Below are 26,136 nucleotides of genomic sequence, written 5' to 3' on the forward strand. Positions count from 1 at the left end.
AGCAAACGCCGGGCCAGCGCGAGGAGGGCTGACGAGTCCACGGGAGGAGCGGCCCTGGTGAGTCGCGAAACGCGGCGCCCCGGGCCCTCGAAACTTTGAGAGGCCACGCCTCCGATGTCTCGGTGACCACGTGCCCATGACAGGATTGTCGGACTGTTTGCCATCGCGGCCCCTCCCCGAGGGCAGCGTTCTTGGCGGCGCCGGGGAGGCTCTCCAGCTTCTCGCGACGAGAAGACGTCCTGGCCCCTTTTGCGTGCCGGAGCCGAACCCCGCGTGGGGATGGTCCCCCGCGGTGCCTCGTGAGGAGCATCCGCAGATGAGAGTCATTCCCTGGCTGGCCAGCCTCCTGGCGCTCACGGCGACCCCCGCGCGCGCGGATCGCCCCTGGTACGAGCAGCCCCAGGACGAGGCCGCGGCGCTGCGTGCCCTCGAGACACAAGGCTCCGATGACATCCCCCACCCGCTCGGGGAGCGGCAGCGGGCGCTGCGGATGAGGGCCCTCCAGGAGAAGCTCGCGGGCAGGACCACCGGCAGGGTGCACCAGCTGGCCGGGGGCCAGTTCGTGGAGCTGGAGCTGGAGCGCAAGGACAAGGTCTTCGTGGTGCTCGTCGAGTTCGGCGACCAGGTGAGCAGCTACGGGGGCGAGCCGGGTCCCCTGCGCAACCAGATTCCCCAGCCGGACCGGCGCGTCGACAACACCACCATCTGGAAGCCCGACTTCGACCGCAAGCACTACGAGCAGCTCTATTTCTCCACCCGGCCCGGCTACGACTCGGTGGCCAATTACTATCGCGCCGTGTCCTCCGGCCGGTACACCGTCGGCGGCACGGTGACCGACTGGGTCAAGGTGCCCTGGAACGAGGCCCGCTACGGCAACAACGCCTGCGGCCGCAACAACTGCACCAGCGTCTGGTACCTCGTCGCCGACGCCATCGACGTCTGGACGGCCCAACAGCTCGCCGCCGGCAAGACGCCCGAGCAGATCAAGGCCTACCTGGACACCTTCGACACCTGGGACCGGTACGACCACGACGGGGACGGCGACTTCGACGAGCCGGACGGATACATCGACCACTTCCAGATCGTCCACGCGGGCGCGGGCGAGGAGACGGGCGGTGGCGCGCAAGGCACCCATGCCGTCTGGAGCCACCGCTGGTTCGCCTTTTCCAACAAGACGGCGCCCTCGGGTCCGGGCCCGGTGTTCAATCCCATGGGCGGCACGCGCTTCGGCACGGTGGACAAGTGGGTGGGTGACTACACCATCCAGCCGGAGAACGGCGGCCTGGGCGTCTTCGCGCACGAGTACGGCCATGACCTCGGCCTGCCGGACCAGTACGACACCCGCCCCCAGGGCGCCGACAACGCCACCGGCTTCTGGACCCTCATGTCCTCCGGCTCCTACCTGGGCGATGGCACCATCGACATCGGCTCACGCCCCGGCGACCTCCTCGCCTGGGACAAGCTCCAGCTCGGCTGGCTCGACTACGACGTGGCCCGGGCCGGCAAGCGCTCCCACCACACGCTCGGTCCCGCGGAGACGACCCATTGGACGGCGCGGCAGGCCCTGCTCGTCCAGCTCCCCCAGAAGGAGCGCGTGCAGCCCGTGTTCCCGCCCTACTCGGGCAGCTTCGCCTGGCACGGTGGCATCGGGGACGGCCTGGACGTCCGCATGACGCGCACCCTCACGCTGCCGGCCGCGGCCTCCGTCTCGCTCGACCTGAGAGCCTGGTTCGACATCGAGACGGACTGGGACTACGCCTACGTCTCCGTCTCCACGGACGGCACGAACTTCGTCAACCTGCCGGGCACCATCACCACCCAGAGCGATCCCAACGGCCAGAACGAGGGCCACGGTATCACCGGCGCTTCCGGGAGCTGGGTGCCCGCCTCCTTCGACCTGAGCGCGTATGCGGGATGGACCGTGCAGCTCCGCCTGCGCTACTGGACGGACGTCAACACCCACGGCCGCGGCATCCTGTTCGATGAGCTGGCCATCGTGGCGGATGGCGCGCCCGTGTTCTCCGACGGCGCGGAGAGCGCTCCGAACGGGTGGACGCTCGAGGGCTTCCTCCAGAGCGACGGCCAGTACCGGAGCCTCCATGAGCATTACTACCTGGCCGAGTACCGCCAGTACCGCGGCTACGACAGGGGATTGGAGACGGGCCCGTACAACTTCTCCTACCGCGCGGACGGCCTGGAGGACTACGTGGAGCACTACGCGTACAACCCGGGTCTGCTCGTGACTTACGTGGACAGCTCCATGTCCGACAACAACGTCAGCGCGCATCCGGGCGAGGGCCGCGTGCTCGTCGTCGACGCGCGCCCCACGCCGCTCATCCGGGGGGATGGTCAGCCCTGGGCCGCCCGCGTGCAGGTCCACGACGCGACCTTCGGCCTGGAGCGCTCCTTCCCGCTGTCACTCAAGTACAACGGAGCCCCGCGCAGCGAGTACCCGTCCCGGCCCGCCGTGCCCGTGTTCAACGACCTGAAGCCGCACTGGTTCCCCGACGCCCCCTACGCGGGCGTGAAGCTGCCGGCCACGGGCACCGTCATCGAGGTCCTCTCCACCTACTGGTGGGACGGCTTCATGCGGGTACGCGTCCGCCCGGCCTACTGAGTCGGCCCGCGGCTCCCATCCCCTGGCCGCGGGGTTCCCTCCTGCTCCTGCTTGACCGGAGGCCGCTGGATACCGTGCAGATTCACCAGGCAGCCCATGTCATCGACACCAGGGAAGCTGTTCGCGGGTACATCCGCGATCACCACTCCCTGGTTCGTCAAGAGTCTGACCTGTTCCGCCAGGATGGGATCGAACCGTTCGAGCTTGTGGCCCTCGTTCTGATACTCACACTTCTTGACCCAGTAGAAGAGAGTCCCATCCCTGTCGCGGATCACCAGATCATCGATCCCAGGTGCGGGAACCTTGAGACAGTCATCATTGGGGTCGATGGGCTGCGGGCCGGCTGACTCACTGTGCTGGATGGGCTTTCCCTTGTGGGGCCTCGGCGGGGGACGCCGGAGCCCCCCCAGGTTCACCAGGAAGCACTGGGCTCCAACACCCGGAATGCTGCCCACGGGAATATCCGCCAGGACCACGCCCTGCTCCACCAGGTGCGTGGCCTGGCCGACCATGGAGGTGTCGATCTCATGGCTCTTGTTCTGGTACTCACTCTTCTGGAGCCAATAGAACTGCTCATCCCTGCCGAGTATCACCAGATCATCGATGCCTGGCGGGCGAGGGCGCAGGAACTCCTCGTCTCGTTCTTCGGGTGATGGCTGGCTTCCTGTCACATCGGGCTGGGTTTCCATCACTCCTCCTTGCCTTCACTTCGAAAAATGGAGGTGCTCTTCTTCGTCCTCGAGATCGCTTCCCAGTCACACATCAGCATCTGTCTCTCGGGCTCGGAGAGGAGCTGCGTGATGGCGGAGTACCGCCTGCTCTCCCGCAACCCCACCATCTGCCGGTAGAGGTCATTGGCATCCCCGAACCTCCAGAGGTGCATGATTTCAGGCACGGGAAGACTCCTGTTCTCCAAGATACCGGGCGGCGGGAGCTTCTCGCCGGCGGCCATGAAGTCCCAAGCGAACTCCTCGAGCAGCAGCGTCATCTGCTGGACGTACTCCGGCAGCATGCCTTGCTTCAACTTGATGGAGACGGTCAAGAAATAGTCCGGGACGGGAATGCTCTTCAACCCGCGCTTGATCTCCTGGGCCGATTGCAAATCCTTTTCCACCTGGCCCAACTGCCTTCCGAATTCGTTCTCCCTCGCAGTCAGGGTGGGTTGGGGTGGCAGTCTGGCGAGGCTCTTCCTGAAGGAATCGACCTGCTGCTCGAGACGTGAAACCGCCTGACTGTCCGATTCGCGAGCGGCCGCCGCACTGGCCTGCGCCGCAGAAAGCCCGGAGAGTCTACCTCGAGCCCCAGCAAGCTCGGTTTCAGCATTGGCGAGCCTGGCTCGAAGCGCGTTGAACTCGGCGAGCAAGGCTCTATTCACCTCACGGTCCTTCTGGATTTCTCTTCGACGCGCATTGAGGCCGAGCTCCTTCATGTGTTGCTCCATGAAGCCCCTCAGGAAGGTCTTGTATTGCATCGCGGGGAACAACATCTCGTCATCCTCTCGCCCCCCCTCGCAACACTCCTTCAACTCCTGATACTCATCTTGCGCGCGCAGCTTCTTCAAAATGCTCTCCGCGCGCTCGATGTCGCCCGTTGGGATGCCATAGATTTCGAGCACACGCTCGGGGACATCCGTCAAGGCATAGCCCACCACCGCCCGCTCCCACTGGAAGTGGTGCCGCAGCCAGGCGGCCTGCCAGGTGATGGCGTTCATGAAGACCGCCATCTTCTTCGGCTTGACCGTGCTGAAGGTGCGCAAGATGAGGAAGTGTGAGACCTGCAATTGATCGCCATTCGCCATATCCGAGATACCTCCTCCGGTGTTCATAGGAATCGCAGCTCCCCGGCGACCCCGACCGCGCGCCGCAGGTGCTCGAGCGCCGCCTCCCGCTGCCCCTGACTCCACGCCTCGAGCGCCGCCCTCAGGGCGCCGGCCAGTGGGTCGGGCAGGGGGATCTGCGTCGGGTCCAGCATCACGCGCGCGCGCTCCACCGCCTCCGCCACCTCACCGCGCCGCGACTCCATCGCCATCAGGAGCAGCAACCCCTGCCATTGCCCGCCAAAGTGCGAGTACCGCTCCGCGAGCTTCCGCCAGCGCTCCACGGCGTCCCGCGCGTCCCGCTCGGCATCCTCCAGGCGCTGCTCCTTCCAGGCCACCCAGGCCCGGGTGGCCAGGGCCGCGCCCACGTAGTCGTCCATGCGCGCCTCGGTCGCGACCCGCAGGCTCCGCTCACTCCAGGTGCGCGCCTCGGAGACCTGACCCCGCCGCCGGTACACCTGCAGCAGGTACGTCAGCAGGCGTGACTGCAACGTCAGGTCCCCCACCCGCTCCGCCAGCCGCAACCCCACCAGGCCCTGCCGCTCCGACTCCTCCAGGTCTCCGTGGAACAACAAGGAGAAGGCGAGGAAGAAGCGGCACGTCGCCTGCTCGGACAGGTCCCCGGATTGCTCGCTGGCCGCCACCGCCTGCCGGGCGGTCCGCACCGTCTCGGCGGAAAGGACGTAGTTCTCACGCCGGAAGGCCCACAGGAGGATCGCCTGGAAGAAGCGCACGCGTTGCGAGGACGTGCCTCGTGCTTCCACCGGATGGCGAACCTTGTCGATGAGCGCGCCCATCTCCTCGACCCGTCCCATCCAGTAGTAGACCCAGATGCGCTCCACTTGAATCTGCACCCACTCGTGCCACCAGCCGGACGCGGTCTCCTCCGCTCCAACCGCACCGGGCTCGGAGTGGACCGAGCCCAGCGCGGCTTCGGCCTCGTCGTAAGCGCGCAGCGCGGCCTCGTGCTGGTGGTGCGTCTCCCAGGTCTTGCCCAGCTTGCGGTGGAGGCCGGCGCGCTGGCGCTGGTGGGCCGGCGAGAGCCGGGCCAGGGCCCCGCCATATGCCGCGCGCGCTTCCTCCTGCCGTCCGCAGAGGGCCAGCAGGTCTCCCAGACTCTCGTGGAGGTAGCGGAAGTCCGGCTCCCCCTCCTCCCGACCCTCCGCGCCCGGGCGCGGGAGCAGCTCCGCCTCGGACAAGGCCGATTGGTAGAAGGAGATCGCCTGCTCATTGGCATAGGCGCCCCGGGCGCGATCTCCCGCCAGACGGAAGTAGCGGCTCGCCCGATCGTGCACCTCGGCCTTCGCCCAGTGGTGGGCCAGACCAGGCGACAACAGGGCGAAGTCGCGTTCCCCGGCGTGGCGATGCTCGAGAGCCTCGGCGGAGCGATGGTGGAGCTGGCGGCGCCGCTCGGGGGACAGGCCCGCGTAGGTGAGCTCGCGCAGCTTGTCGTGGATGAAGCGCAGCCGGCCTCCCGTCACATGCTCGAGGATCTGCCGCACCCGCAGCGTCTCCAGGGCCTCCAGGGCCTCCGACTCGCTGAGCGGGACGGTGCGCAGCAGCAGCTCGGCGTCGAGCTCACGCCCGAGCACGGCGGCCAGCTCCACCACCCCACGGGCCCGGGCATCCAGACCGCCCAGGCGCCGGTTGATGATCTCCGCGATGGACTCGGGCAGCGCGAGCGCCTCGAGCGAGCCGGGGGCCCGCTCGACCAACCGCCACTGCCCGGAGGCGTCGCGGTGCAGCAACCCCTCCGTGATGGCGGCCCGCAGGTACTCGGCGACGAAGAAGGGATTGCCCTCGGATTGGAGCACCAGCCCGTCGAAGTCCGGAGGCAGTGAGCCCAGGGCCAGCATGCCGCAGACCATGGACCGGATGCTCGACGCGTCGAGCCGCCCCAGCTCCAGGTGCAGGGCCCTCGCGGACACCACTTCGTGCAGGGGCTCGCTCAGCTCCTCCATGCGGTACGTGCCCAGCAGCAGCACGCCCCGCTCGACGAGCTCCTCGTACCGCAGCCGCTTCAGGAAGCCCAGCGTCAGCTCGTCCGCCCACTGCAGGTCATCGAGGATGAGCAGCAGCGATTCCTCCTCGCTGAAGGCGAAGAGGACCTCCTGGAGGGAAGTGAAGATGCGCGAGCGCTCGGCCTCGTTGTTGGCCAGGGGAGGAGGTGGGGGCCGCTCGCGCAGGCCGGGAAGCGAGTCCAGGGAGGGCTCGAAGGGGACCAGCACCTTGCCCCACCGCCCGAGTATCCGCTCCGTTTCCGCCTCCCCCCAGGCACGGCACCGGTCCGCCACCAGGGTCAGCAGCGGGCGGAAGGGGTGGAGCGGCGAGGCCCGCGTCGTGGCATCCACCTGCGTGCCCGAGAGTCCGAGCGGAATGCACTCGCCGGTCACCACCGTCAGCTCGCTGAAGACGGCCTCACGGGCGAGCTCCATGGCCAGCCGCGTCTTGCCCACGCCACTGCCACCACCGATGAAGACGCGGTCACCCTGGCCCTGGCTCAGCGAGTCGAGCCTGGCGCGGAGGCTCCGCACCGCGTCCTCCCGCCCCGTGAAGAAAGACCGGTAGAGGTAGGGCCGGGGCTTGGGCAGCCGCGCCGGTTGCACCGCCTCCACCCCCAGCTCCGCGAGCACCCGGTCGACATCCTCGGCGTAGCCCAGCCGATCCTGGGGCCGCTTCTCCAGCAGCTTGAGGATGAGCCACTCCAGCCGCTCCGGGAGTGGCTCGTCGAGGAGCATGGAGGGGGGAGTGGGCGGTTGCCGGAGATGGCGCTTGCGGACGGCTCCGCTCGTGCCGCCCCCGAAAGGAGGGAAACCGGTCACGCACTCATACAGGATGCACCCGAGCGAATAGAGGTCGGCACGGGCGTCCACCAGATCGCCCTGGATCTGCTCGGGCGACATGTAGAGGAGAGTGCCCAGCCTGGCGTCATCCACCTGGAGCAGCTCCCGCCCGTAGGCGCCACTGAAGGCCGCCGCTACCCCCAGGTCTCCGAGCACCACCGTCCCGTCCTCGCGGACGAAGACGTTGCCGGGCTTGAGGTCGCGGTGGACCAGACCGCAGCCATGCAGGTAGGCCAGCGGCGAGCACAAGCTCCGCACGAGCTTCAGCAGAGGGAGCACGGGCAGCTTCACCGGGGAAGCGGCATCACGCGGAGGCCCCTCGACATGCCAGTACCGATCGATGAGCTGCTGGAGCGTGCGGCCCTTCACCAGCTCCATCGCATACCAGGGCAGTCCACCGGAGATGCCACTGTCGAGGATCCGGACCACACCGGGGTGCTGGATACGGCCGAGCACCCGTACCTCCCAGCGGAGATTGGACGACAGGGATTCGCGCGCCACCCGGACCGTCTTCAGCGCGACGAGCTCATCCCGGTCCCGATGGTGTCCCAGATAGACGACGCCCATTCCCCCGCGCCCGAGAACCCCCTGTAGCTGGTAGGGACCCAAGGCCTGGGGCATGAAGGGCCCGCTCTCCAGCAAGGATTGTTCGTGGTCCACGGCTCCGCTCCTGCCAGCGCCTGCGTGCCTGTCCGGTCCCGCTCGCTACGACACCACTCGGGTCCTCCCTCATGAATGAGGAGCGAGCACCGGATGTGACAAGGCAGACCGTGGGATATGGCAGGCGCCGGGGCGAAGGGGTGCTGTATCCATCCCCCCTGGAGATCCTCCGTCAGCCCGGTGACCGGAAGACCTGGTCCTCGCTCACTCCTCCCCTACCCGCTGCTCGAGCTCCTGCTCCAGGCGCAGGAAGCAGCGCTCCCGCAACACCGCGCGCCGGAGCTCATCCTCGCCGCCAAAACCCACGCCGCGTGCGTACCGCGCGAGCTGGGAGGGTACGGGCCGACCGAGCCGCTCCATGAAGTACCAGCGCCACAGAGCCGCCTCCTCGAGCCCGGCCTCCTCGAGCCCGGGGTGCTCCAGACCGGAGCGGGAAAGCGTCCGCGCCTTGCGACAGGCACGGTCCAGCAGCGGCCCGTAGATACCGAGCGAGCGCAGGTGATCCGGCAGGCACCGCTCCACCTCCGTGGCGTGCAGCAGCTCCGTCTGGCGTACCCACGTCTCATCCCGGAAGAACCGCAACGGCTCGGCGATGCGCTGCGCCACCAGCCACTCCTCGAACTGAGGCAGCTCGCCCAGTCCGTGCTCGCGACGGAATGCCTCACAGACCCGCCGCATCGCCTCCAGTTCGACCTCACCGCCCCGCTGCCGGGCCTCTTCCAGGGCCAGGGCACGCGCCAGGGCTCCGGCCCGCACCCGGGGAAGAAGGCCGCCGACCCGCAGCTCCTCGAGCAACGCCTCCCGCGGGAGCGGCTCGCCCTCCTCACGGCTGCCCGACTCGAGCCGCCCGGCGCATCGGCGAGCTTCCGCCCACGCGTCCGTCTGGGCGAGCGTGTACGAGACCTGCTTGGGTTCGGGGTGGGCCGCCAGGTACTCGCGCATCTGGCGGAGCATGGCCAGCGCGTCCGCGCGCTTCTGATCGACCCATCCCCGTGGCAGCCACTCCCGCAGCCGCCGCAGAGGCTCGGGCGGCAAGCCCGCGTCCTCGGCCCGCCCGAGCAGGGCCGGCCAGCTCCGCTCCGGGTAGTAGAGTTCCTTGGCGAGCTGCTCCAGCGCCTCGCGTACCAGCACGTCCACCACGCCTTCGCGCTCGGCGCGCGCCAGGGAGGCCCGGATGTTGACCAGGGCCTCCGACAACGGGCGGAAGCCGTCCTCGGCGGGCGCGTGCGCCATGGCCACCTCGTCGTCATCCGTCAGCTCGCCGCGCTGGAATGCCTCGAAGATGACCCCCACGCCCTCCATGCCGAACGAGGCCAGCTCCGCCGCTCGCAGCGCCCCCATGCTCGCGCTTCCGAAGACGGGGATGCCCTCGGCCATGGCCCAGAGGATCTCCTTGTGCCAGACAGAGGGAACACCATCGAAGTAGCCGTCGATGAGACCGATGGCCGCTGGCCGTTCGAGCGCGGCCCGGTAGACATCCCCCTGGGCCGCGGGCGGAAGGAACACGGCCTCCAGCTCGCGTCTCCCCTCCCGCGCGGGCAGCGTGGGTCCCACGAAGACGTAGATCATCGGCTGCGCTCCTTCAGCATCTCGCGGCCCCGGCGTCCCGGGACGTAGCCGGGCGCGTCGTGGAGCGCCTCCAGACCGGGCACCACCACCCGCACCACGGGGATGCGGAACTCGGGCCGGGACAGGTCCACCACCACCACCTGGTGCAGCCCCACCGCCGCCAGCCGCTCCAGCTCCCACGCCACGTCCTCCTCGAAGGAGCGCCCCGCGAAGGAGGGCACGTCCTGGAAGGGCCGGACCGGCGGCTCCCGGTGCATCCGCTCCACCTGGTGGCGCCAGACGGCCGGGTCCCGGAAGGCGTCGTAACAGCGGGTGACCCCCATGTCGTCGCGAGCACCGGAGATGAGCGTGAGCCGCACCTGGGCCGCTTCGGTGAGCGCGCGCAGCAGGGCGATTTCCCGCGCGGGATGACAGCCCGCCCCCGTCGTGGGAGCGCGGAACCGGAGCGGCTCCGGCGAGCGTTCGGCGAGAAGACAGTAGAAGGACGCCAGCCCCACGTCGGTGGTCGTCTCCCAGACGGCCACCTCCATCCCGGCCCGCTCGAAGCGCTCCAGCACCTGGAGGCAGACCGGGTCATCCACCGTGCTCAAATCCAATCGCGTCGGGTGTTGCGACTCCTCGCTCCGCAGGTGCCACAGCGTGGTGGCATCCCGCTCCACCACCTCACAGAGGCCGTGGCTGATGGCCTCCAGCGGATGGTTTCCAGAGGCCAGTCCATTGGAGCTCATGAGGAACGCGCCACTGCCTTCGGGCAGCGGGAGGGTGAAGTCCGTGTGGACCAACTCGAAAGGCAACCACAGGGGAGAGCCGTCCCGAAGGTCACGCCCCTCGACCCATAACAGCCGCATCGCCGGGTGGAAGGAGTTGACCGACAGGCGCGGAAGCGCGCCCACCTCCACCACCGGGTGGCTCGCCCGCAGCTCGTCGTAGCTGGCGCGCCGCAGCGGCAGGTCGATGTGCTCGGCGTGGTAGGACTCCACCGCCTCCATCAGCCCGGAGGCTCGCGCCGCGGTCAGGTCCATCCCCTTGCCCTGCGACGCCGACAGCGAGCGCGCGTTGGGCCGGTACACCGCCACGACCGGGAGGCCTATCCAATCCAGGCCGGTGAGATTGGCGATGCGAGTGATACCCATGTCCCGCATGAGCGGGCACACCCTCCGCAGCGTCTCCTCGGGAGGAATCAGCCGGTGCGTCCCCATGCGGTAGGACTTGGGAGCCAACGTCTCCGTGGTCCCCCCCGGCTCGACGACTGTCGAAGTCCACACCATGCGCACCCCCGGAGGTCGTGGGGAATGAGTGGGGGCCGGGCCCGGGTGTGACAAGGGAGCCCAGCGGGCATGACAGGCGCCAGGGCAGGCCGGTCGGAGACGGCGCACACGAGGACAGCTGGCGGGGTGATGGACGTGTCGGAGAACCGACAGGGCTGACCGTCAAACCCCCACCGGAAGATGATGGTCGGCCAGCACGCGCTCCACATAGTCGCGGACCCGGCTGGGGCGCAGTGCCATGGCCTCCATGGCGGGTCTCGGATTGACCGGGCCGCCGAGCGCGACATGGAGCATCAGTGCCGCCAAGGAGCGCTGGAGCGGATCGGTGGCACCGTCGAGCTGCTCGCGGAGCGCCTGCTCGGGAATATGCTCCAGCGTCCACCGACGACCGCTCCGCTCCTCGAAGAGGCGGACCACATCGAGTTGGCCGAGCGCCTCCTCCCCCCCGAGCTGGAGGACCGCATTCCAGGCCCGCGGACTCTCCAGCGCGGCGGCGGCGAAACGAGCCACATCCTCGAAGGAGATCCAGTTCAGCCCGCCACGCCCCGTCCCACAGAGGCGCGCATGGGCCTTCAGGAAATCGAAGCCCAGGGCAGGGCTCAACCAGACCTCGGTGAAATAGGTGGGCTGGAGGATGGTGTAGCGAGGAATCCCGCTCCGCATCAGCGACTGCTCCACCGCGCGCTTGGCCTGCTGGAGGGGGGAGTCCACTTCCATGGGCGCGAAAGAGACGAAGACGAAGTGTTCCACTCCCGCGCGCCTCGCGGCCTCCACGAGAGCCAACTGGCCCTCCAGATCCACCGCTTGAATCGAGTCCCCCGCTTGCCTCGAGACCGTGGAGGTAGCCGTCGAGATGATCGCCCGGGCGCCCTCGCAGACCCCATCGAGCGAGGACCGGGCCTTCAAGTCCCCCTGTCGCAACTCCACTCCCGCCTCTTCGAGGCGCTCGACCCGGCTCGGCTCCGAGGTCGGTCGGACCATGGCCCTCACCGGTAGGCCCGACGCCCGCAGGTGCTTGCAGATCGCCCCTCCCAGCAACCCCGTGGCGCCTACGACGGCCGTGACGTGCTTCATGGCCTCCAACCTCCGTTGACGGAAAGCCCCCAGGCAAAGAGTAGGGAGTCCATGAATGTGATGCCCGGAAGCCGGCCGCCCGCCGAGGGCTTGTCTCCTGGATCTCAGGCCACGGTGACGGCGGCCGGCTGGCGCCGCAGCAGCGTGGCAGACGCCGTGGCGAGGGCGGCCGTGGCCACCAGCGCGAGGCTCGCGAGCCCCACCGCGTCCCACCGGGTGATGGGCAGGCCCCGGAGCGCCTGGGCCGCGAGCACCAGGGTCACTCCGACGTAGGCGACCCCCGCGGCGCGGACGGCGGCCAGCCGCTGCGTCTCGGAGAGGTTGCGCCGGCGCGCGAGCAGCACCACGAGGAGCGGAAGGACCTGCATGCCGTGCAGCCCGAGGAAGTGCGCCGGCCGCATGTCCCCCGCCACCGTGCTCCACCCCACCAGGGGCAGCCCCGGGCCGCCGTCCGCCGCGCCGAACGTGTGCGAGCCCGCCTCGACCACCCGCTGCCCGGCCTTCATGGCCTCGAGCTGCGCCGCGTTCGGGTTCGTCATGAAGAACCCGAGCCCGCAGCCAATCACCGCCACGATGAACCCGATGCGCAGCGCCGACGCGAGCGGGCGCTCCGCCAGCCGCGCACGCAGCAGGGCGATCGCGAGGACGATCATCGTCACCCAGAGCACCGTGATGGTGACGCCCATGGTGCTGAAGATGAAGGCGTCGAAGGGCGTGGCGATGTTGAAGTGGCTGCGCACCCCGCGCGCCGCCTGGAGGGTGATGCCCACCATCTCGAGGACGCCGGCCGCCGCGAGGATGCCGCCCGAGATCCGGACGAGCCGCCTCCGCTCGGAGAGGAAGGATAGGAAGTACAGCACCGTGGCGTTGTACGCGACCAGCGACACGTAGAACTTCGTCGGCTTGAGCCACACGGGCTCGCCCACCAGGAGCCTCGGGTCGAGGACGAGGCCCAGCGTGGTGAACACGGCGCCGAGGGCCATGACCACGGTGGCCAGAGCGAGGGCCGGAGAGAGGGACCAGGCCCGGTTCCAGAGCGAGCGCGCGGACAGTGCGGAAGTGGTGGCGGACATCAGCGGACTCCTTCGGTGGCGACGGGAGTGGAGGACACGGGAAGCGGGGCGACGGCGGGCAGGAAGCGCCGGGTGACGAGGCGGACGGCCGCGTAGGCGAGATAGCCGGTGGGGCCGAGCATGAAGGTCAGGAAGAGGCAGGGCACGACGAGCAGGTGGGGGATGCCGCGGCGCTGGGAATCGGCCAGCACCACCCGGCCCACCAGGAAGTCGAACGCGAGGTAGTGGATCCACCCCGCGAGCAGCATGCCGGGGCGCTGGAGCGCGGCGCCGATGTGCTCCAGCGTGTCGAACTGGCCGAGCAGGCCCGGCAGGTGCGGCGCCACCAGCGCCAGGTAGACGGCGCCAATCACCAGGGGGATGGCGTCGCTCTCCAGCACCCACCGCGTCACGCGCGCCCGGGGCGCCAGCACCATCGCCAGCCAGCCCAGCAGCACCGGCACGTTCAGGATCTTCAGTATCAGCTCGCCGTCCATGGCTCCTCCTGCGGTTCACCCGCCCTCATGTTTCCAATGTAAACACCACATGTATCCACTGTCAACATGAACGGCCGGAAGGGCCCGGGGAATGTCAGACCGTCCTCGTAAAACACCTCTCACACGACGACGAAAGAGGTCGTCTGTCCCAGGGAAGGAACCAATCCATGATGAAGATGCGTGAGCTCCTGACGGGAGCACTGGCGGGTATTGCCCTGACGCTGGCGGGGTGCGCTCCAGAGGAAGCGAAGACGCCCTCCGGCGATGGACTGATGAGCGTGGCGGTGCGAGGCCTGTCCGCGGGACAGATCACCCAGATGATCCTCACCGCGCAGCCGGCCAACGTCTCCAAGTCGCTCATCCTCGACCCGAACACGGGCGTCTTCGGAGGCCTGCTGGTGCTGCCCTCGGGCACCCATACCCTGACGGCCACGGGCTACGGCGTGGACCCCACCGTCGTGGTGGCGTCTGGCACCGGCACGGTGACCGTCACGCCCAACACCACGACCCCGGTCGCCCTGCGCATCTACGACCAGACGGCCATGCAGGGGCAGCAGGACATCGCGCCCATGCTCCGCTCGATGTCGGCGTCCAAGGCGGACCTGGTGGTCAACGAGCCCATCACCGTCTCGGTGGACGCGGTGGACCTGGATGGAGACGCGCTGGCATACGCCTGGACGAGCGACTGCCCGTCCGGCTCCTTCGCGGACCCGTCCGCCGCCATCACCACCTGGAAGAGCAGCGCTCCGGCCTCCTGCACCCTCCAGGTGAGCGTGACATCCCGGGACATCACCCTCCACGAGACCGTGCCCGTGCTGGTCTACTCGGCTCCGGGCGGAGGTGGTGAGGGCGGTGTCCAGGTGGCCGGCGAATACGTCCCCCGTCCCCACGTCGACTCCCTGTACATGAGAGGGCCGGGCGTCTATCAGAGCGTGAGTCGCGGGGACTATCTGGCCAACTTCGTGCCCGCGTCCGCGGGCCAGCAGTACACCCTCGAATTGAGCGTGGGCTTCGACACGTACTTCGGCACGTTCGACGCGGGAGTCCAGACCGACTGCGGCACCCTGGTGAAGCAGTACGACTCCTGCGGAAGCGGGGGCTACTGCTACGTCACCTACCTCTGGACGGCACCCGCCGCGGGCTCCGCGTGCAAGCTGACCGCGACCGCCGCCAACGGCAGCCTCGTCGACAGGTTCTCCGCTGGAATCTTCGTGAAGTAGGCGCTCGATGCGGCCGGGTGGGCCTCGGGAGACCGGGGCTCACTTGGCGTCCCGGCCCGGGCATGGGAATGGGACTCCAGGTGTTCCCGGGGGGTGCGCTGACGGATTTCGAACGTTCGCGTGCGCATTCCCCGCCATGACGCGGAGCGGCACCTGCCTATCCTCGGTGCCCTCTCCCCTGTCGTTGCCAGAACACCCACCCACCGCCGAGGTCCGAATGTCGTCGACCGTCTACGAAGCTCCGGGTCAGAAGGGCAGCAAGGTGCAGTACCTCCCCCGCTACGGGAACTACATCGGCGGGGAGTTCGTGCCCCCCGTGAAGGGGCAATACTTCGAGAACATCACCCCGGTGACGGGCAAGCCGTTCTGTGAGGTCCCGCGCTCCACCGCCGAGGACGTCGAGAAGGCGCTCGACGCCGCCCACAAGGCCAAGGCCGCCTGGGGCCGCACCTCGCCCACCGCGCGCGCGGACATCCTCAATAAAATCGCCGACCGGATGCAGGCCAACCTGGAGATGCTCGCCGTCTCCGAGACGTGGGACAACGGCAAGCCCATCCGCGAGACGCTCGCCGCGGACCTGCCCCTGGCCATCGACCACTTCCGCTACTTCGCCGGCTGCCTGCGCGCCCAGGAGGGAAGCCTCTCGGAGCTCGACGAGCACACCGTCGCGTACCACTTCCACGAGCCGCTGGGCGTGGTGGCGCAGATCATTCCCTGGAACTTCCCGCTGCTGATGGCGGCGTGGAAGCTGGCCCCCGCCCTGGCCGCCGGCAACTGCGTGGTGCTCAAGCCCGCCGAGCAGACGCCCGTCACCATCCTCAAGTTCGCGGAGCTGGTGGGCGACCTGCTGCCCCCCGGCGTGCTGAACATCGTCAACGGCTTCGGCATCGAGGCCGGCAAGCCCCTGGCCAGCAACAAGCGCGTGGCCAAGGTGGCCTTCACCGGTGAGACGACCACGGGCCGCCTCATCATGCAGTACGCCTCGGAGAACCTCATCCCCGTGACGCTGGAGCTGGGCGGCAAGTCGCCCAACATCTTCTTCGCGGACGTGTTCGCGCAGAACGATGACTTCGCGCAGAAGTCGCTCGAGGGCTTCGCCATGTTCGCCCTCAACCAGGGCGAGGTGTGCACCTGCCCCTCGCGCGCCCTCGTGCAGGAGCGCTTCTACGAGGAGTTCATGCAGAAGGCCATCGAGCGCACCAGGCGCATCGTCCAGGGCAACCCGCTCGACACGAGCACGATGATCGGCGCGCAGGCCTCCAACGACCAGCTGGAGAAGATCCTCTCGTACATCGACATCGGCAAGCAGGAGGGCGCGAAGGTGCTCACCGGTGGCCGGCGGGCGAACCTGTCCGGGGCGCTGGCGGAGGGCTACTACGTGGAGCCCACGATCTTCGAGGGCCACAACAAGATGCGCATCTTCCAGGAGGAGATCTTCGGCCCGGTGGTGTCGGTGACGAAGTTCAAGGACGCGGAGGACGCGCTGGCGATGGCCAACGAGACGCTGTACGGCCTGGGCGCGGGCGTGTGGTCGCGTGACACGCACACGGCGTACCGCATGGGCCGAGGCATCCAGGCGGGCCGCGTGTGGGTGAACTGCTACCACCTGTACCCGGCGCACGCGGCGTTCGGCGGCTACAAGCAGTCGGGCATTGGCCGCGAGACGCACAAGATGATGCTGTCGCACTACCAGCAGACGAAGAACATGCTGGTGAGCTACGACCCGAAGCCGATGGGCTTCTTCTAGGCCGTCCCAGGTTGAACCCGTGGCAAGCCCCCTCTCCCCCCGGGAGAGGGGTGGGGTGAGGGTATTACGATGACCGTGGATCGCGTCTCCGTCACACCCACCGCCGATGCCCTGCTGCGCAAGCTGCAGGGCATTCACGGTCCGCTGCTCTTCCACCAATCGGGAGGGTGCTGCGACGGCAGCGCGCCGATGTGCTTCCCGAGGGGCGAGTTCCGGGTGGGCCAGGAGGACGTGTTCCTGGGCACCATCGTGGACACGCCCTTCTACATCAGCGGTCCGCAGTTCGAATACTGGCAGCACACGCACCTGACGATCGACGTGGTGAAGGGGCGCGGGAGCGGCTTCTCGGTGGAGGCGCCCGAGGGCGTGCGCTTCCTCATCCGCTCGCGCGTCTTCACCGACGACGAACACTACACACTCCAGAAGGCGGGCCCGCCGCCGCGCGGGCCCCAGCACGGCTGAGCCTCAGAGCTTGTAGAGGCCGAGTCCCACCCAGGGCAGCGGCAGGGGCGTGCCGCCGTGTTTCTGGGTCGGCGGCAGGTACACCCAGAGCGCCGCGACGTCGAGGCGCACGCGCAGCCGGTCCAAGGCCACCGGCCCGCGAGGCGCGTCGGCGCCCAGCAGCCAGCGCACGCCCGTGGTGCCGAACGAGTCGCTGAAGGGCTTGCGCGGGAAGAACTCCACCGCGAGCTCGCTGTGAGGCCCGAGCACGTACTGCGCGCCCACGAAGGCCTGCACCTGGGTGGGAATGCGGGGAAGCGAGGTGCTCGTCCCGCCACCGGTTCCCCCGGCGTCGTCGCCTCCCGCGCCCGCGACGCCCACCGTGATGGCGGCCTTCTGCGGAATGAAGTGGTGGTTGTCGAGCACGTAGGCGCCCGCGGTGAGCTGGAAGTCGCCGAAGTGCTTCGCCGCCACGACGCTGAAGAGGTTGAACTGGAGGTTGGCTCCGGCGGCCCCCGCGGCGCCGGCACCGGCCACGCCGTTGCCCAGGAGCACGATGCCCGCGCCCCCCACCGCTCCCGCGAAGACGTTGAGGAAGTCATAGGAGGCGGCCACGCCCGGCAGGTAGCGCGACTCGTCGAGCAGCTTCACCTTGAGGCCCAGGTCGAAGGCGCCGAGCACTCCGACGCCCGCCGCGCCCGCGCCGCCCACCGCGTGGATGAGGTAGAGGGGCACGCCCGTCGCCAGCGGGATGGGCAGGCCTCCGCCCCACACGTCGAACTGCACGCGCCGCCCCAGCCCCACGCCCGCGCGGAAGAGCAGGAGCTCGTCGTTGCTCACCACCACCTCGCCGGGCTCCAGCGTGAGCGCCGTGGGCGTGAGGAACATCCGCTCGTCCGCCGCGCGGCGGGTGACGAAGTCCTCGCGCCGGAAGTCCATCTCCCGGCCGAGCGCCTCGCCCGCCTCGCGGCCCGCGCGAGGCGCCAGCGAGGACGGCTCACCCGCCGACTCCCACCGCACCAGGCCCAGCCGCCGCGCTCCCTCGGGCGACAGCAGCGTGCCCTCGAGGGCCAGACGCCCGCTCGACTTCGCCAGCCCCGTGAGCCCGAACGCCGTCCGCGCCTGCACGGCGACGCGCTCGGAGGTCGAGGAGGCCGCGGTCTCGGGCGAGACGGCCTCCACGACGCGCAGCTCCAGCTTCAAGGGCTCGCCCGTCGCGTCCACGGGCCGGCCGGCCCGGGCCTCCACCGCGCTCTGGAAGGACTCGCGCAGCTGCTGCCTCGTGGCCTCGGGCACCTCGCCCGTCACCTCCACCGACACGCCACGCGCCTCCGCGTAGCCTCCGAGCGCGTCCACCTTCACCTGCCGCACGCTGCCCAGCACGCAGCCGGTGAGCGGCAGCGCGAGGCCTACGGCGAGCCACCGCCAATCCATCTTCCGTGTCTTCAACTGGAGCCCCCTCCCGCGAATCGCGGGGAACGGGCGCCATCCTGTTCCGGTCACGGGCGGGGAGTCACCTCCCCCACGGCCCTCGCCCGGGCGACACACCGCGGGTGCGTCCCGCCCGGCTACCGCACCGCTGGCAGTCGCACCTCGAAGGTACTGCCCTGGCGCTGCTCGGGGACCAGTGACACCGAGCCGCCGTGCCGCTCCACCAGCCGGCGGCACAGCGCCAGGCCCAGTCCCGTCCCGTTCGCCTTCCCCGTGACGAAGAGGTCGAAGAGCCGCTCGCGCACCTCCGGCGGCACTCCCGGCCCGTCGTCCTCCACGCGCACCCGCACCGCGCTCCCGTCCGCCTCCGCCGCCAGCCGAACCTCGCCCTCCACCTGCGCTTGCGCCGCGTTCTGCAGCAGGTTGGCGAACACCTGTCTCAGCCTCCCCGCGTCCCCCTCCACCGGCGGCAGCTCCGCGAAGCTCCGGCGCACCTTCACCGCCGGGAACGCCGCCTCCGTGGCCCTCGCCGCCTCCTCCAATACCTCCGACAGCGCCACCCGCTGCGCCGCCAGCGGCCGGTCCGCGCTCAGGTCCAGCAGGTCCTCCGTCAGCCGGCGCAGCCGCTCCACCTCGCCCAGCACGTCCTCCAGCGCCTCCTTGTCCCGCTCCGACAGCTTCGCCCCGCTGCGCTCGCGCATCAGCTCCACCGTGCCGCGGATGACCCCCAGCGGGTTGCGGATTTCATGCGCCGCCATCGCCGCCATCTTCGTCAGCACCTCGCCGCGTACCGCCTTCGCCGCCGCCTCGTGCCGCGCCCGCTCGTCTCGCAGCCACCTCGCCGCCACCAGCGCCAGCGCCAGCGCGCCCACCGCCGACAGCGCCACCCCACCCCACAGCGCATGCCGCAGCGTCTCGCGCGCACTCGAGAAGGCCCGCCCCGCCTCCAGCACCAGCACCGACTCCACCTCCCCTCCGGCCCCTCGCACCGGGAAGTAGCCCACCGTCACCTGGAGGTCTCCCAGCGCGTAGCCCGGCCCCACCCGCGTCTGTCCCGCGAGCGCCGCCTCCACGCCCTCCGGCTCCGTGCGCAGCAGGTCCACCCTCCGCCGCGCCGGCCCCGTCGCGTCCGCGGGCACCGCCAGCTTCCGGTCCACCACGTACACGCCATCCAGCGCGTTGGCGCGCATCAGCGCTTCCAGCCGCTCGGGCGTGGGCGGCGTGTCTCCCAGCAGCAGCGCCGCGGACTCACCCGCGCCTCTCAGCCGCGCGTCCAGCGACTGCTCCAGCGCCGTGCTGCCCGCGCGGTGGAGCGCCAGGGTCGCCGCGAGCGCTCCCACCAGCCCGAGCGTCGCGAGCCCCAGCGGTCCCAGCGCACGCGAGCCGAGCCCCGCCATCAGTACAACCCCCGGGACCACACCAGCCCCAGTCCACCGACGAAACGGCCATAGGAGAGCTCGGCGACGTTGGAGGACGCGCCGCGCCAGCCCACCGAGGCCTGGAGGCTCCAGCTCGCCGCCACGTCCCACTCCACCAGCGCCCCCGCGTCGAAGTAGCCGTCCTCGCGGCGAGCCCCCAACGGGTTGTCGAAGTTCTGGTAGCCGCGAAGGGTATAGCCCGCCTCGGCCACGAAGCGCAGTCCGGGACGCGGGCGCAGGCGCACCTCCACGCGCGGGCCGTGCTCGAGGTAGCCGAGCGCCAGCTCATAGGTGCGCAGGTAGGCGCCGTACCAGCCCGCCGAGAGGGTGAGGGACTCGACGGGGCTCCACTCCGCGTCCAGCCGCGCCGTGCTCCGCCACCCGGCATAGTCGGCGTACACCGCGTCCTGGAAGTCCTCGCGGCGTACGGCCCACGAGCCGTCCAGCACCACCGGCCCCACCGGCGCACGCGCGGCCACCTGCAACCGGTGCGTGAGCAGATAGGGCGTCCCCCCGAGCGCCAGGAAGTCGAAGCCATACTCCGCGGTCAGTTGCAGCGCCGGGCCCAGGTGCGCCCAGCCCAGCGCGCCCCCGGCGCCTCCCAGGTCGAAGCCGCGCAGTCGCAGGTGGCCCCGGTAGCTTCCGGAGACGCGCGCGTACGGGCCCCTCTGTCCCCAGGGGCGCAGGCGCAGCTCCGCGAGCCCCGTGCCCACTCCGTCCGCGCTCCCGCCCTGCCGCCGCGTCCCATCCGGCGCGAGGTCCACGTTGGAGTCGTACTCGCTGCCCAGCCGCACCGAGAGCGCCACCCGCCCCTCGCGCGCGGCCTGCAGGCGCAGCGCCTCGGCCCTCCTCGCGAGCCCCGCGTCCGACGAGGCCGCCGCCGCATCGAAGAAGGAGCCCGCCTCGCTCGCGCGGCCCTCGCGCAGCGCGAGCACCCCGAGGAAGAAGGAGGCCGTGTCCACCAGCTCCGGCGCGAGGAGCGCCTCCTGGAAAGCAGCCGCCGCGGCCTCGTCCTCCCCGCGCTCGAAGAGGGAGAGGCCGGAGAGCAGCGACGCCGCCGCCTCGTCCTCTCGAGCCGACGTGTCCTCCGCCGGCTCGGGCTGGAACGAGGGCGTCTGGCGGCAGAGTGACTCGAGGGCCGCCAGGGCCCGGGCATTGCGCGGCTCCCTGCGCAGCACCTCGCGCCAGGCGACGAGCGCCGTGTCTCTGTCTCCCGCGGCCTGCTCGGCCTCGGCCACCTCCATATAAGGAGCGGCGGCGGCCGGGTCCGGAGAGGACTCTGGCACCACCGGTCCGCAGAGGCCGGGCTCGGCGAGCAGCGCGGCCACGAGCAGACCCGGACTCACGGGCTCCCCCAGCCGACGATGGGCGTGGGCACCTCGGACAGCGCCCCCAACCCGGCACGGGCCTCGGCGAGCCGGTGGCGGTCCGTGCGCCGCTCGGCCAACCGCGCCGCCTCCTCCAGGTAGCGCGCGGCGAGCACCGGACGCCGGGCCGTGCGGGCCTCGGCGGCGCGGGCGTGGTACCAGTCGATGGAGGCCGGCGTGGGCGCCGAGCGGAAGAGCGCGGAGATGTCCGAGCGCAGCTTGCGCACCTGCTCGCCGATGCGAGGCCCGGAGGCATCCCCCACCGCGTCCAGCAGCGTGTCGGCGCACAGGTACAGCTTCGCCTCGTAGCAGGCGAGCGCGTGGTAGTAGTCGAGCAGCGCGTCGCGAGCGTCCGGGGCGCTCCCGCGCGCGGCGGCGAAGGACTCGAGCGCCTCATCGGAGCGGCCGAGCTTCACCAGCGACGCGGCGATGTACCAGTCCGCCTCGCCGCCAGTGCCCAGACGCCGGGCTACCTTGAACTCGACCAGGGCGTTGGCGAAGCGGCCCTCGCGGAAGTGACGGGCGCCCTGGAGCAGGTGGGACGTCGCATCCGGTGGAGCGGCGGCAGTGAGTGCGAGCACGGCAAGGCACAGCACGAGGTGCTTCACGCGAGGCCTTCTATCACGGACGAAGGAGGGGGTCCGACCGCGAAGGCCGCCCGTTACCCGGGCTGTCGGGCTTGGAGTCCTTGTCCTTGCGCACCTTCTCCGCGCGGGAGCGGCCCGCGGCTTCCTGCGCCTCCGAGCCCCCGCCGGCCGCGCCCAATGCGGCGGAGCGAGCGGCCTTGATGCTGGCACCGGGAGGAGTGCGCTCGGACACGCGCGCGGCGCTCTCCGAGGCCTGGCCGCGGGCCTTCTCGGCGGCCTCACCGCGGGTGCGGGCCGCCGAGCTCCGGCGAGCACCATCCGTGGCGATCTCCCGGGCGGACTCAGCGCCGGGGGAGGCGGCCTCGGGCAACTGGGGGAGCTGTTCCGGGAGCGAGGCCTGCACCTCGAGCGCCTCGAGGAGGGCGGCGCGGGACGCCTCACGGCGTGGCATGTCCTCGGCGGTGGCGCCGGCGGCCCACAGGGAGATGGCGAGAATGAGGAGCCCGCGCATGACCGTCTCCACGACACGCCCGGGAGGAGGGCGTGGGGAGAAGAGTAGCATTCCCCGTGCCCGGAGCCGGTTCCTCGGCGGACGAGAGTGTCGGGTGCCCGCGGCTGCCCCATCCGGTACACCCCTATGTACCATCCAGTACACCCGTGCTCGGTCCCTCTCCCTCTGGGAGAGGGTCGGGGTGAGGGTCGTCCGTATCGGCCCCGCGCTCCATCGGTGGGCCTCCAGGCGACCAGACAAACCGGGACCGGAAGCACCAGACGGCTACACTGCGCCGCGCCATGCAGTCCCTCCCGCCCTCCACCGCGACCCTCCCCGCGCCCCTCCAGGAAACCTCGAAGCGCCGCGCGCGGCTCCAGACCTCGCTGGCCTGCCTGGGAATGGCGCTCGCGGCCGTGCTGCCCCTGCTGGGCTTCGATGGCTGGCCGGAGAACCACGAGGGCCTGTCCATCTTCGAGCGCGCCGAGGGCTTCCGCCGGGCCTACGCGGCCGGTGACTTCTTCCCGCTGTGGACGCCGTTCTGCCACCTCGGCCACGGCTCACCGTGGCCCTTCTTCTACCACCGGCTCTTCAACACGCTGTCCGGGGGCTTGGGGTGGATGGTGGGCTCGGCCTACCGGGGCGTGCAGCTGGCGCTGATGCTCGTCCTCTTCGTGGGCGCTTCGGGAATGGCCGCCGCCGCGCGCAGGCTCGGAGCCTCCGCGCGCGTCCAGGTGCTCGCGGCGTTCCTGCTCTGCTTCTCGCATTACGCCTTCTTCGACTGGCTCATCCGCAACGCCACGGCCGAGTTCTCCGCGATGATGCTCTACCCCTGGCTGCTGTGGGGGTGCCTGCGCCTGCACTCCGAGGGCCGGGGTGGTGGGTGGGTGGGGCTCGTGCTCGCGGCCCTGTTCTACGCGCACACGGTGATGTTCCTGTATGCGTTCCTCACGCTGGCGGTGGCCCTGGGCCTCATGGTGGCGAGGCAGGGCTGGCGCCCCACGCTCATCGCGACGGGCCAGGCGGCGCTGGTGGTGCTCGTGCTGTGCGCCCCCTATGCGCTGCTGATGGTGCGACTGGAGAAGCACTTCAACACGGGCGCGCTCAACATCTTCTCGCCCGAGCGGGAGTTCGTCTCACTCGCGCGGTACTTCTGGGACGGGGAGTTCCGCTGGGGCCGGCAGTGGAAGGGCATCACGCCGGAGCTCGGCCCCGCGCTGCTCACGGGACTCGCCGTGCTGGGGGGCGTGGCGCTCGCCTCGCGCGATGGCCTCCGGAGCCGCGTCACCGGCCTGACCTTCCTGTCGCTCACCGCCGCCGTCTACGCGGTGCTGCAGGTGCCGCTCTCGGTGCCCTTCTACCGGGTGGTGCCCTTCGCAAAGCTCCTCCAGTTTCCCTGGCGCCTGGTGGGCTTCCTCACCGTGGTCCTCGTGCTGGTGCTGTGCGTGCTGGTGGAGGACGCCGTCCGACGGGGCGGCTGGAGGCGGACGCTGGCACTGGGTGTGGCGGGGCTCGCGGTCCTCGCGGGCGCGCGGCTCGGGTGGAGGGCGACGCACCCGCGCTACGAGAGCACTCCGCGGACGGACATCGAGAGCCATCTCGCCGCGCTCGACCGCCCGTGGTCGGCCAACGAGTACCTTCCCCGGTCCGTTCTCACGACGGGCCTCGCACCACGGGCCCCCTTCCTCTCGCAGGAGCACTGTGACCGGCTGAAGGTGGAGCCGGTCCGGGCCTTCCACGAGCCCATCCACTTCACGCGCCTCACGCTCACGGTCTCCTCGACCGGGGGGTGCACCGTGCACTTCAACCAGTTCACGACGCCCTTCCTCGCGGTCGAGGCGAGCGGCCCCGCGCGGTTCGTCTCCTCGTGGGCCGGCACGCTGGACATCCAGCTGCCCGCCGGCGAGCACCGCGTGGAGCTGCGCCGCCGGGGCTTCCTCGAGCTGCTCGCGCGGGAGTTCCTGCCCCGGAAGGGAACCTGATACGGAAGGCCTCCATGAGACTCGGTGGCTACGTCATCCACGGGAACAACCGGGACACGCTCGGGGCGTGCCTGGAGGGGCTGCTCGCCGTCTGTGACGAGGTGGTGGCGCTGGACTCGATGTCCACGGATGGCTCGGTGGAGCTCGCGCGGAGCATGGGAGCGCGCTCCGTGTCCCGGCCCTGGCAGGGCTACGGGGCCGCGCGAGCCGCCGCCATGGAAGCGCTGGGCCCGTGCGACTACGTCTTCTACCTCGACTCGGACGAGCGCCTGGAGCCCGAGGCCCTGAAGACCATCAAGTCCTGGCGCGAGTCCGACCCGAAGGAGCCCGTCTACCTCCTGCCGCGCCGGGACTGGGCCGAGCTGGACGGGCACCGCTTCCGCTACCGCACCGAGTGGCGTGCGCGGCTGGTGCGCCGGGACGTCGCCGTGTGGCGCCCGGAGATGATCGTCCACGAGGCCCTGCCGCGGATGCGCGCCATCCGCGTGCACGCGCCCATCGAGCACCGCTTCGCCACGTCGCTGGCCGGACGCGCGGAGAAGGAAGAACGCTACGCACTGCTATGGGCCGTACGCGCCTACGCCGAGGGCAAGCGCCTCAAGCCGGCCGCGCTCCAGCGCCCGGCGCACCTGGTGCGCGACTGCATCCTGCACGGAGCGCTCTGGCGAGGCGGGCTCGACGCGCTGCGTCTGGCCTGGGCGGTGGCCAACTACCACGCCGCGAAGTACCGCCACCTTCGCGCACTGCGTCAGGGACGATTTCCCGAGTTGCTGCAAGCCTTTGACGAGCGTCGGTATGGCGAGTTGTTCGCACTGGTGAGGGATGGGCAACTCCCGTCCGGCTCTCAGTCTGGACGAAAATGAGAAACCCTGCCTCTGATGCACGGACTCAACAGGGAGGCCGGCATGAGGCTCATGAAGGCAATCGCGACCGTGGCCGCGGGAGTGGCCATGGCGTGGGGCGGGAGTGCATCCGCGCTGACGGTGAAGCTGTCGTACGTCTGGGGCGGTAACGGAGGAGGCACCACCGTCTTCATCCACGGGCATGGCAACTGTGTTGGCGGCAATGGCGCCGACAGCCGGTGTGTGAATGCCTCGTATGGCTATTGGCTGAACTCGACGGAGGACGGCGGAGACGGCCACGACTTCATGGCCGAGGCCACCTCCAAGTGCACCGCGAGCGGCTGCTCCATGGCGTGCGCGTCCACGGGCTGCTCGACCATCAACTACACGGGCTCGTGGTCGTACTCGGAGGCCTTCGCCATCCGGTACGACTTCGTGAACCAGGGCCTCGCGGGGGCCACCAACGACGTGGCCAACTGCCTGTTGGACCTGCGCAACGGCACCAATGCCACGGGCTGCAACCCGAGCCTCTACAAGCGCACGAGCTTCCGCGTGGTGGGCCACAGCGCGGGAGGCGCCGTCATCGACCGCATCTTCTCCACGGGCGCGTGGCCGGACCTGACGGGAACCAACGGAGCCATTGTCGGCAACCCGGTGGCCTCGGCGGGGGCACTGGCCGGCTCGCGCGCGGCGAGCGCGCTGTACGGCACGGATGGCGCTTCCAACTTCTGCACCACGTTGGTGAGCTGGGTGGCCGGCTGGGCGCTGAAGAGCTCGGGCAACGCCAGCCTCACGCGCGGCTTCCTGCTGGGCGAGGCCAACAACGGCCGCGCCGGCAAGTCGCCCCGGTGGCTCTACAAGGTGACGACGGCGGGCGGCTCGGGCTCGGCCAACAACAACTCGAAGGACGGCGTCCAGGAGAGCGTCAACGACTCCAAGATGGGCGCGCTGGTGGCCTGCGTGGGCTACTCCACCGATGACGACACCGACGGCGTGCTGTGGACGTACGACAGCGATCCGACCTCCAATCCGAACGGCTCGAACGGTGGCAAGTACCGCGCGCAGTACACGGGTTATTACTGGCACTGGGTGCCGTCGTGGGCGAACCACTCGCACAACCGCAACGACGCGTACGTGAAGAAGTACGGATTCCAGACGTACAGCGGTTGCTATTACATCTCGCCGGGCACCTGCATCGGCCAGTACGCGCAGTGA

Annotated in this window: 20 protein-coding genes; 7 read left to right on the forward strand and 13 right to left on the reverse strand. The window is 70.0% G+C overall.

Annotation, left to right across the window (positions count from 1 at the left end; all coding sequences use genetic code 11):
• The first annotated feature begins 316 nt into the window (after positions 1-316).
• Positions 317-2,617, forward strand: coding sequence for an immune inhibitor A domain-containing protein (locus JRI60_RS48825; RefSeq protein WP_204222938.1), 2,301 nt, complete (start codon positions 317-319; stop codon positions 2,615-2,617).
• On the opposite strand, the gene JRI60_RS48830 is transcribed toward JRI60_RS48825, so the two are convergent.
• The 8 genes from JRI60_RS48830 to JRI60_RS48865 all read right to left on the reverse strand — a co-directional run bounded on the left by JRI60_RS48830 (position 2,611) and on the right by JRI60_RS48865 (position 13,396).
• Positions 2,611-3,306, reverse strand: a complete 696-nt coding sequence (locus JRI60_RS48830) for a hypothetical protein (protein ID WP_204222939.1) — start codon at positions 3,304-3,306, stop codon at positions 2,611-2,613. The two genes, JRI60_RS48825 and JRI60_RS48830, sit on opposite strands and share 7 nt — an antisense overlap.
• Positions 3,306-4,415 carry a hypothetical protein gene (locus JRI60_RS48835; protein ID WP_204222941.1) on the reverse strand — a complete coding sequence of 370 codons (1,110 nt, stop codon included), beginning with the start codon at positions 4,413-4,415 and terminating at the stop codon, positions 3,306-3,308. Before JRI60_RS48835 ends, JRI60_RS48830 begins: the two co-directional genes overlap by 1 nt.
• Positions 4,416-4,438: 23 nt before the next feature.
• A complete protein-coding gene (locus JRI60_RS48840; RefSeq protein ID WP_204222943.1) occupies positions 4,439-7,936 on the reverse strand; it encodes a serine/threonine-protein kinase PknK in 3,498 nt (1,165 codons plus the stop codon).
• A gap of 204 nt (positions 7,937-8,140) precedes the next feature.
• Entirely contained in the window at positions 8,141-9,505 is a 1,365-nt protein-coding gene (locus JRI60_RS48845) for a TfuA-like protein (protein ID WP_204222944.1), read from the reverse strand.
• Positions 9,502-10,773, reverse strand: coding sequence for a YcaO-like family protein (locus JRI60_RS48850; RefSeq protein ID WP_204222946.1), 1,272 nt, complete (start codon positions 10,771-10,773; stop codon positions 9,502-9,504). The genes JRI60_RS48845 and JRI60_RS48850 overlap by 4 nt, the downstream gene beginning before the upstream one ends.
• 162 nt (positions 10,774-10,935) lie before the next feature.
• Positions 10,936-11,847 (reverse strand): SDR family oxidoreductase, encoded by a 912-nt coding sequence (locus tag JRI60_RS48855; protein WP_204222947.1) that lies wholly within the window; start codon positions 11,845-11,847, stop codon positions 10,936-10,938.
• Between the two features lie 104 nt (positions 11,848-11,951).
• Positions 11,952-12,920 (reverse strand): hypothetical protein, encoded by a 969-nt coding sequence (locus tag JRI60_RS48860; protein ID WP_204222948.1) that lies wholly within the window; start codon positions 12,918-12,920, stop codon positions 11,952-11,954.
• Positions 12,920-13,396 carry an ABA4-like family protein gene (locus tag JRI60_RS48865; protein WP_204222949.1) on the reverse strand — a complete coding sequence of 159 codons (477 nt, stop codon included), beginning with the start codon at positions 13,394-13,396 and terminating at the stop codon, positions 12,920-12,922. Before JRI60_RS48865 ends, JRI60_RS48860 begins: the two co-directional genes overlap by 1 nt.
• Positions 13,397-13,563: 167 nt before the next feature.
• On the opposite strand from JRI60_RS48865, the gene JRI60_RS48870 reads away from it, so the two are divergent.
• From JRI60_RS48870 to JRI60_RS48880, 3 genes are all read left to right on the forward strand, one after another.
• The gene (locus JRI60_RS48870) at positions 13,564-14,616 is read left to right on the forward strand and encodes a hypothetical protein (protein ID WP_204222950.1); all 1,053 of its coding nucleotides are present in this window, start codon (positions 13,564-13,566) and stop codon (positions 14,614-14,616) included.
• 217 nt (positions 14,617-14,833) lie between these two features.
• Positions 14,834-16,363: an aldehyde dehydrogenase gene (gene adh / locus JRI60_RS48875; protein ID WP_275439082.1), complete on the forward strand. Its 1,530-nt coding sequence runs from the start codon at positions 14,834-14,836 to the stop codon at positions 16,361-16,363.
• 69 nt (positions 16,364-16,432) lie between these two features.
• On the forward strand, positions 16,433-16,825 hold the full coding sequence (locus tag JRI60_RS48880; RefSeq protein ID WP_204222952.1) for a DUF779 domain-containing protein: 393 nt from the start codon (positions 16,433-16,435) through the stop codon (positions 16,823-16,825).
• A 3-nt stretch (positions 16,826-16,828) separates the two neighbouring features.
• On the opposite strand, the gene JRI60_RS48885 is transcribed toward JRI60_RS48880, so the two are convergent.
• The 5 genes from JRI60_RS48885 to JRI60_RS48905 form a co-directional block, all read right to left on the reverse strand.
• A complete protein-coding gene (locus tag JRI60_RS48885) occupies positions 16,829-18,253 on the reverse strand; it encodes a hypothetical protein (protein WP_204222953.1) in 1,425 nt (474 codons plus the stop codon).
• Positions 18,254-18,372: 119 nt separating this feature from the next.
• On the reverse strand, positions 18,373-19,632 hold the full coding sequence (locus tag JRI60_RS48890) for a two-component system sensor histidine kinase NtrB (RefSeq protein ID WP_204222954.1): 1,260 nt from the start codon (positions 19,630-19,632) through the stop codon (positions 18,373-18,375).
• Positions 19,632-20,999 carry a hypothetical protein gene (locus JRI60_RS48895; protein WP_204222955.1) on the reverse strand — a complete coding sequence of 456 codons (1,368 nt, stop codon included), beginning with the start codon at positions 20,997-20,999 and terminating at the stop codon, positions 19,632-19,634. The genes JRI60_RS48890 and JRI60_RS48895 overlap by 1 nt, the downstream gene beginning before the upstream one ends.
• Positions 20,996-21,628 (reverse strand): hypothetical protein, encoded by a 633-nt coding sequence (locus tag JRI60_RS48900; RefSeq protein WP_239470182.1) that lies wholly within the window; start codon positions 21,626-21,628, stop codon positions 20,996-20,998. Before JRI60_RS48900 ends, JRI60_RS48895 begins: the two co-directional genes overlap by 4 nt.
• A gap of 13 nt (positions 21,629-21,641) precedes the next feature.
• Positions 21,642-22,118, reverse strand: coding sequence for a hypothetical protein (locus JRI60_RS48905; RefSeq protein ID WP_204222956.1), 477 nt, complete (start codon positions 22,116-22,118; stop codon positions 21,642-21,644).
• Between the two features lie 281 nt (positions 22,119-22,399).
• Here JRI60_RS48905 and JRI60_RS48910 point away from each other — a divergent pair, with 281 nt between their 5' ends.
• The 3 genes from JRI60_RS48910 to JRI60_RS48920 are packed head-to-tail and all read left to right on the forward strand — an operon-like array spanning position 22,400 to position 26,136.
• Positions 22,400-24,079, forward strand: a complete 1,680-nt coding sequence (locus tag JRI60_RS48910) for a hypothetical protein (RefSeq protein WP_204222957.1) — start codon at positions 22,400-22,402, stop codon at positions 24,077-24,079.
• A gap of 14 nt (positions 24,080-24,093) precedes the next feature.
• Positions 24,094-24,942: a glycosyltransferase family 2 protein gene (locus JRI60_RS48915; protein WP_204222958.1), complete on the forward strand. Its 849-nt coding sequence runs from the start codon at positions 24,094-24,096 to the stop codon at positions 24,940-24,942.
• Between the two features lie 51 nt (positions 24,943-24,993).
• Positions 24,994-26,136: a hypothetical protein gene (locus JRI60_RS48920; protein WP_204222960.1), complete on the forward strand. Its 1,143-nt coding sequence runs from the start codon at positions 24,994-24,996 to the stop codon at positions 26,134-26,136.

Origin of the sequence: Archangium violaceum (assembly GCF_016887565.1) — a bacterium.
Lineage (GTDB): Bacteria > Myxococcota > Myxococcia > Myxococcales > Myxococcaceae > Archangium > Archangium violaceum_B.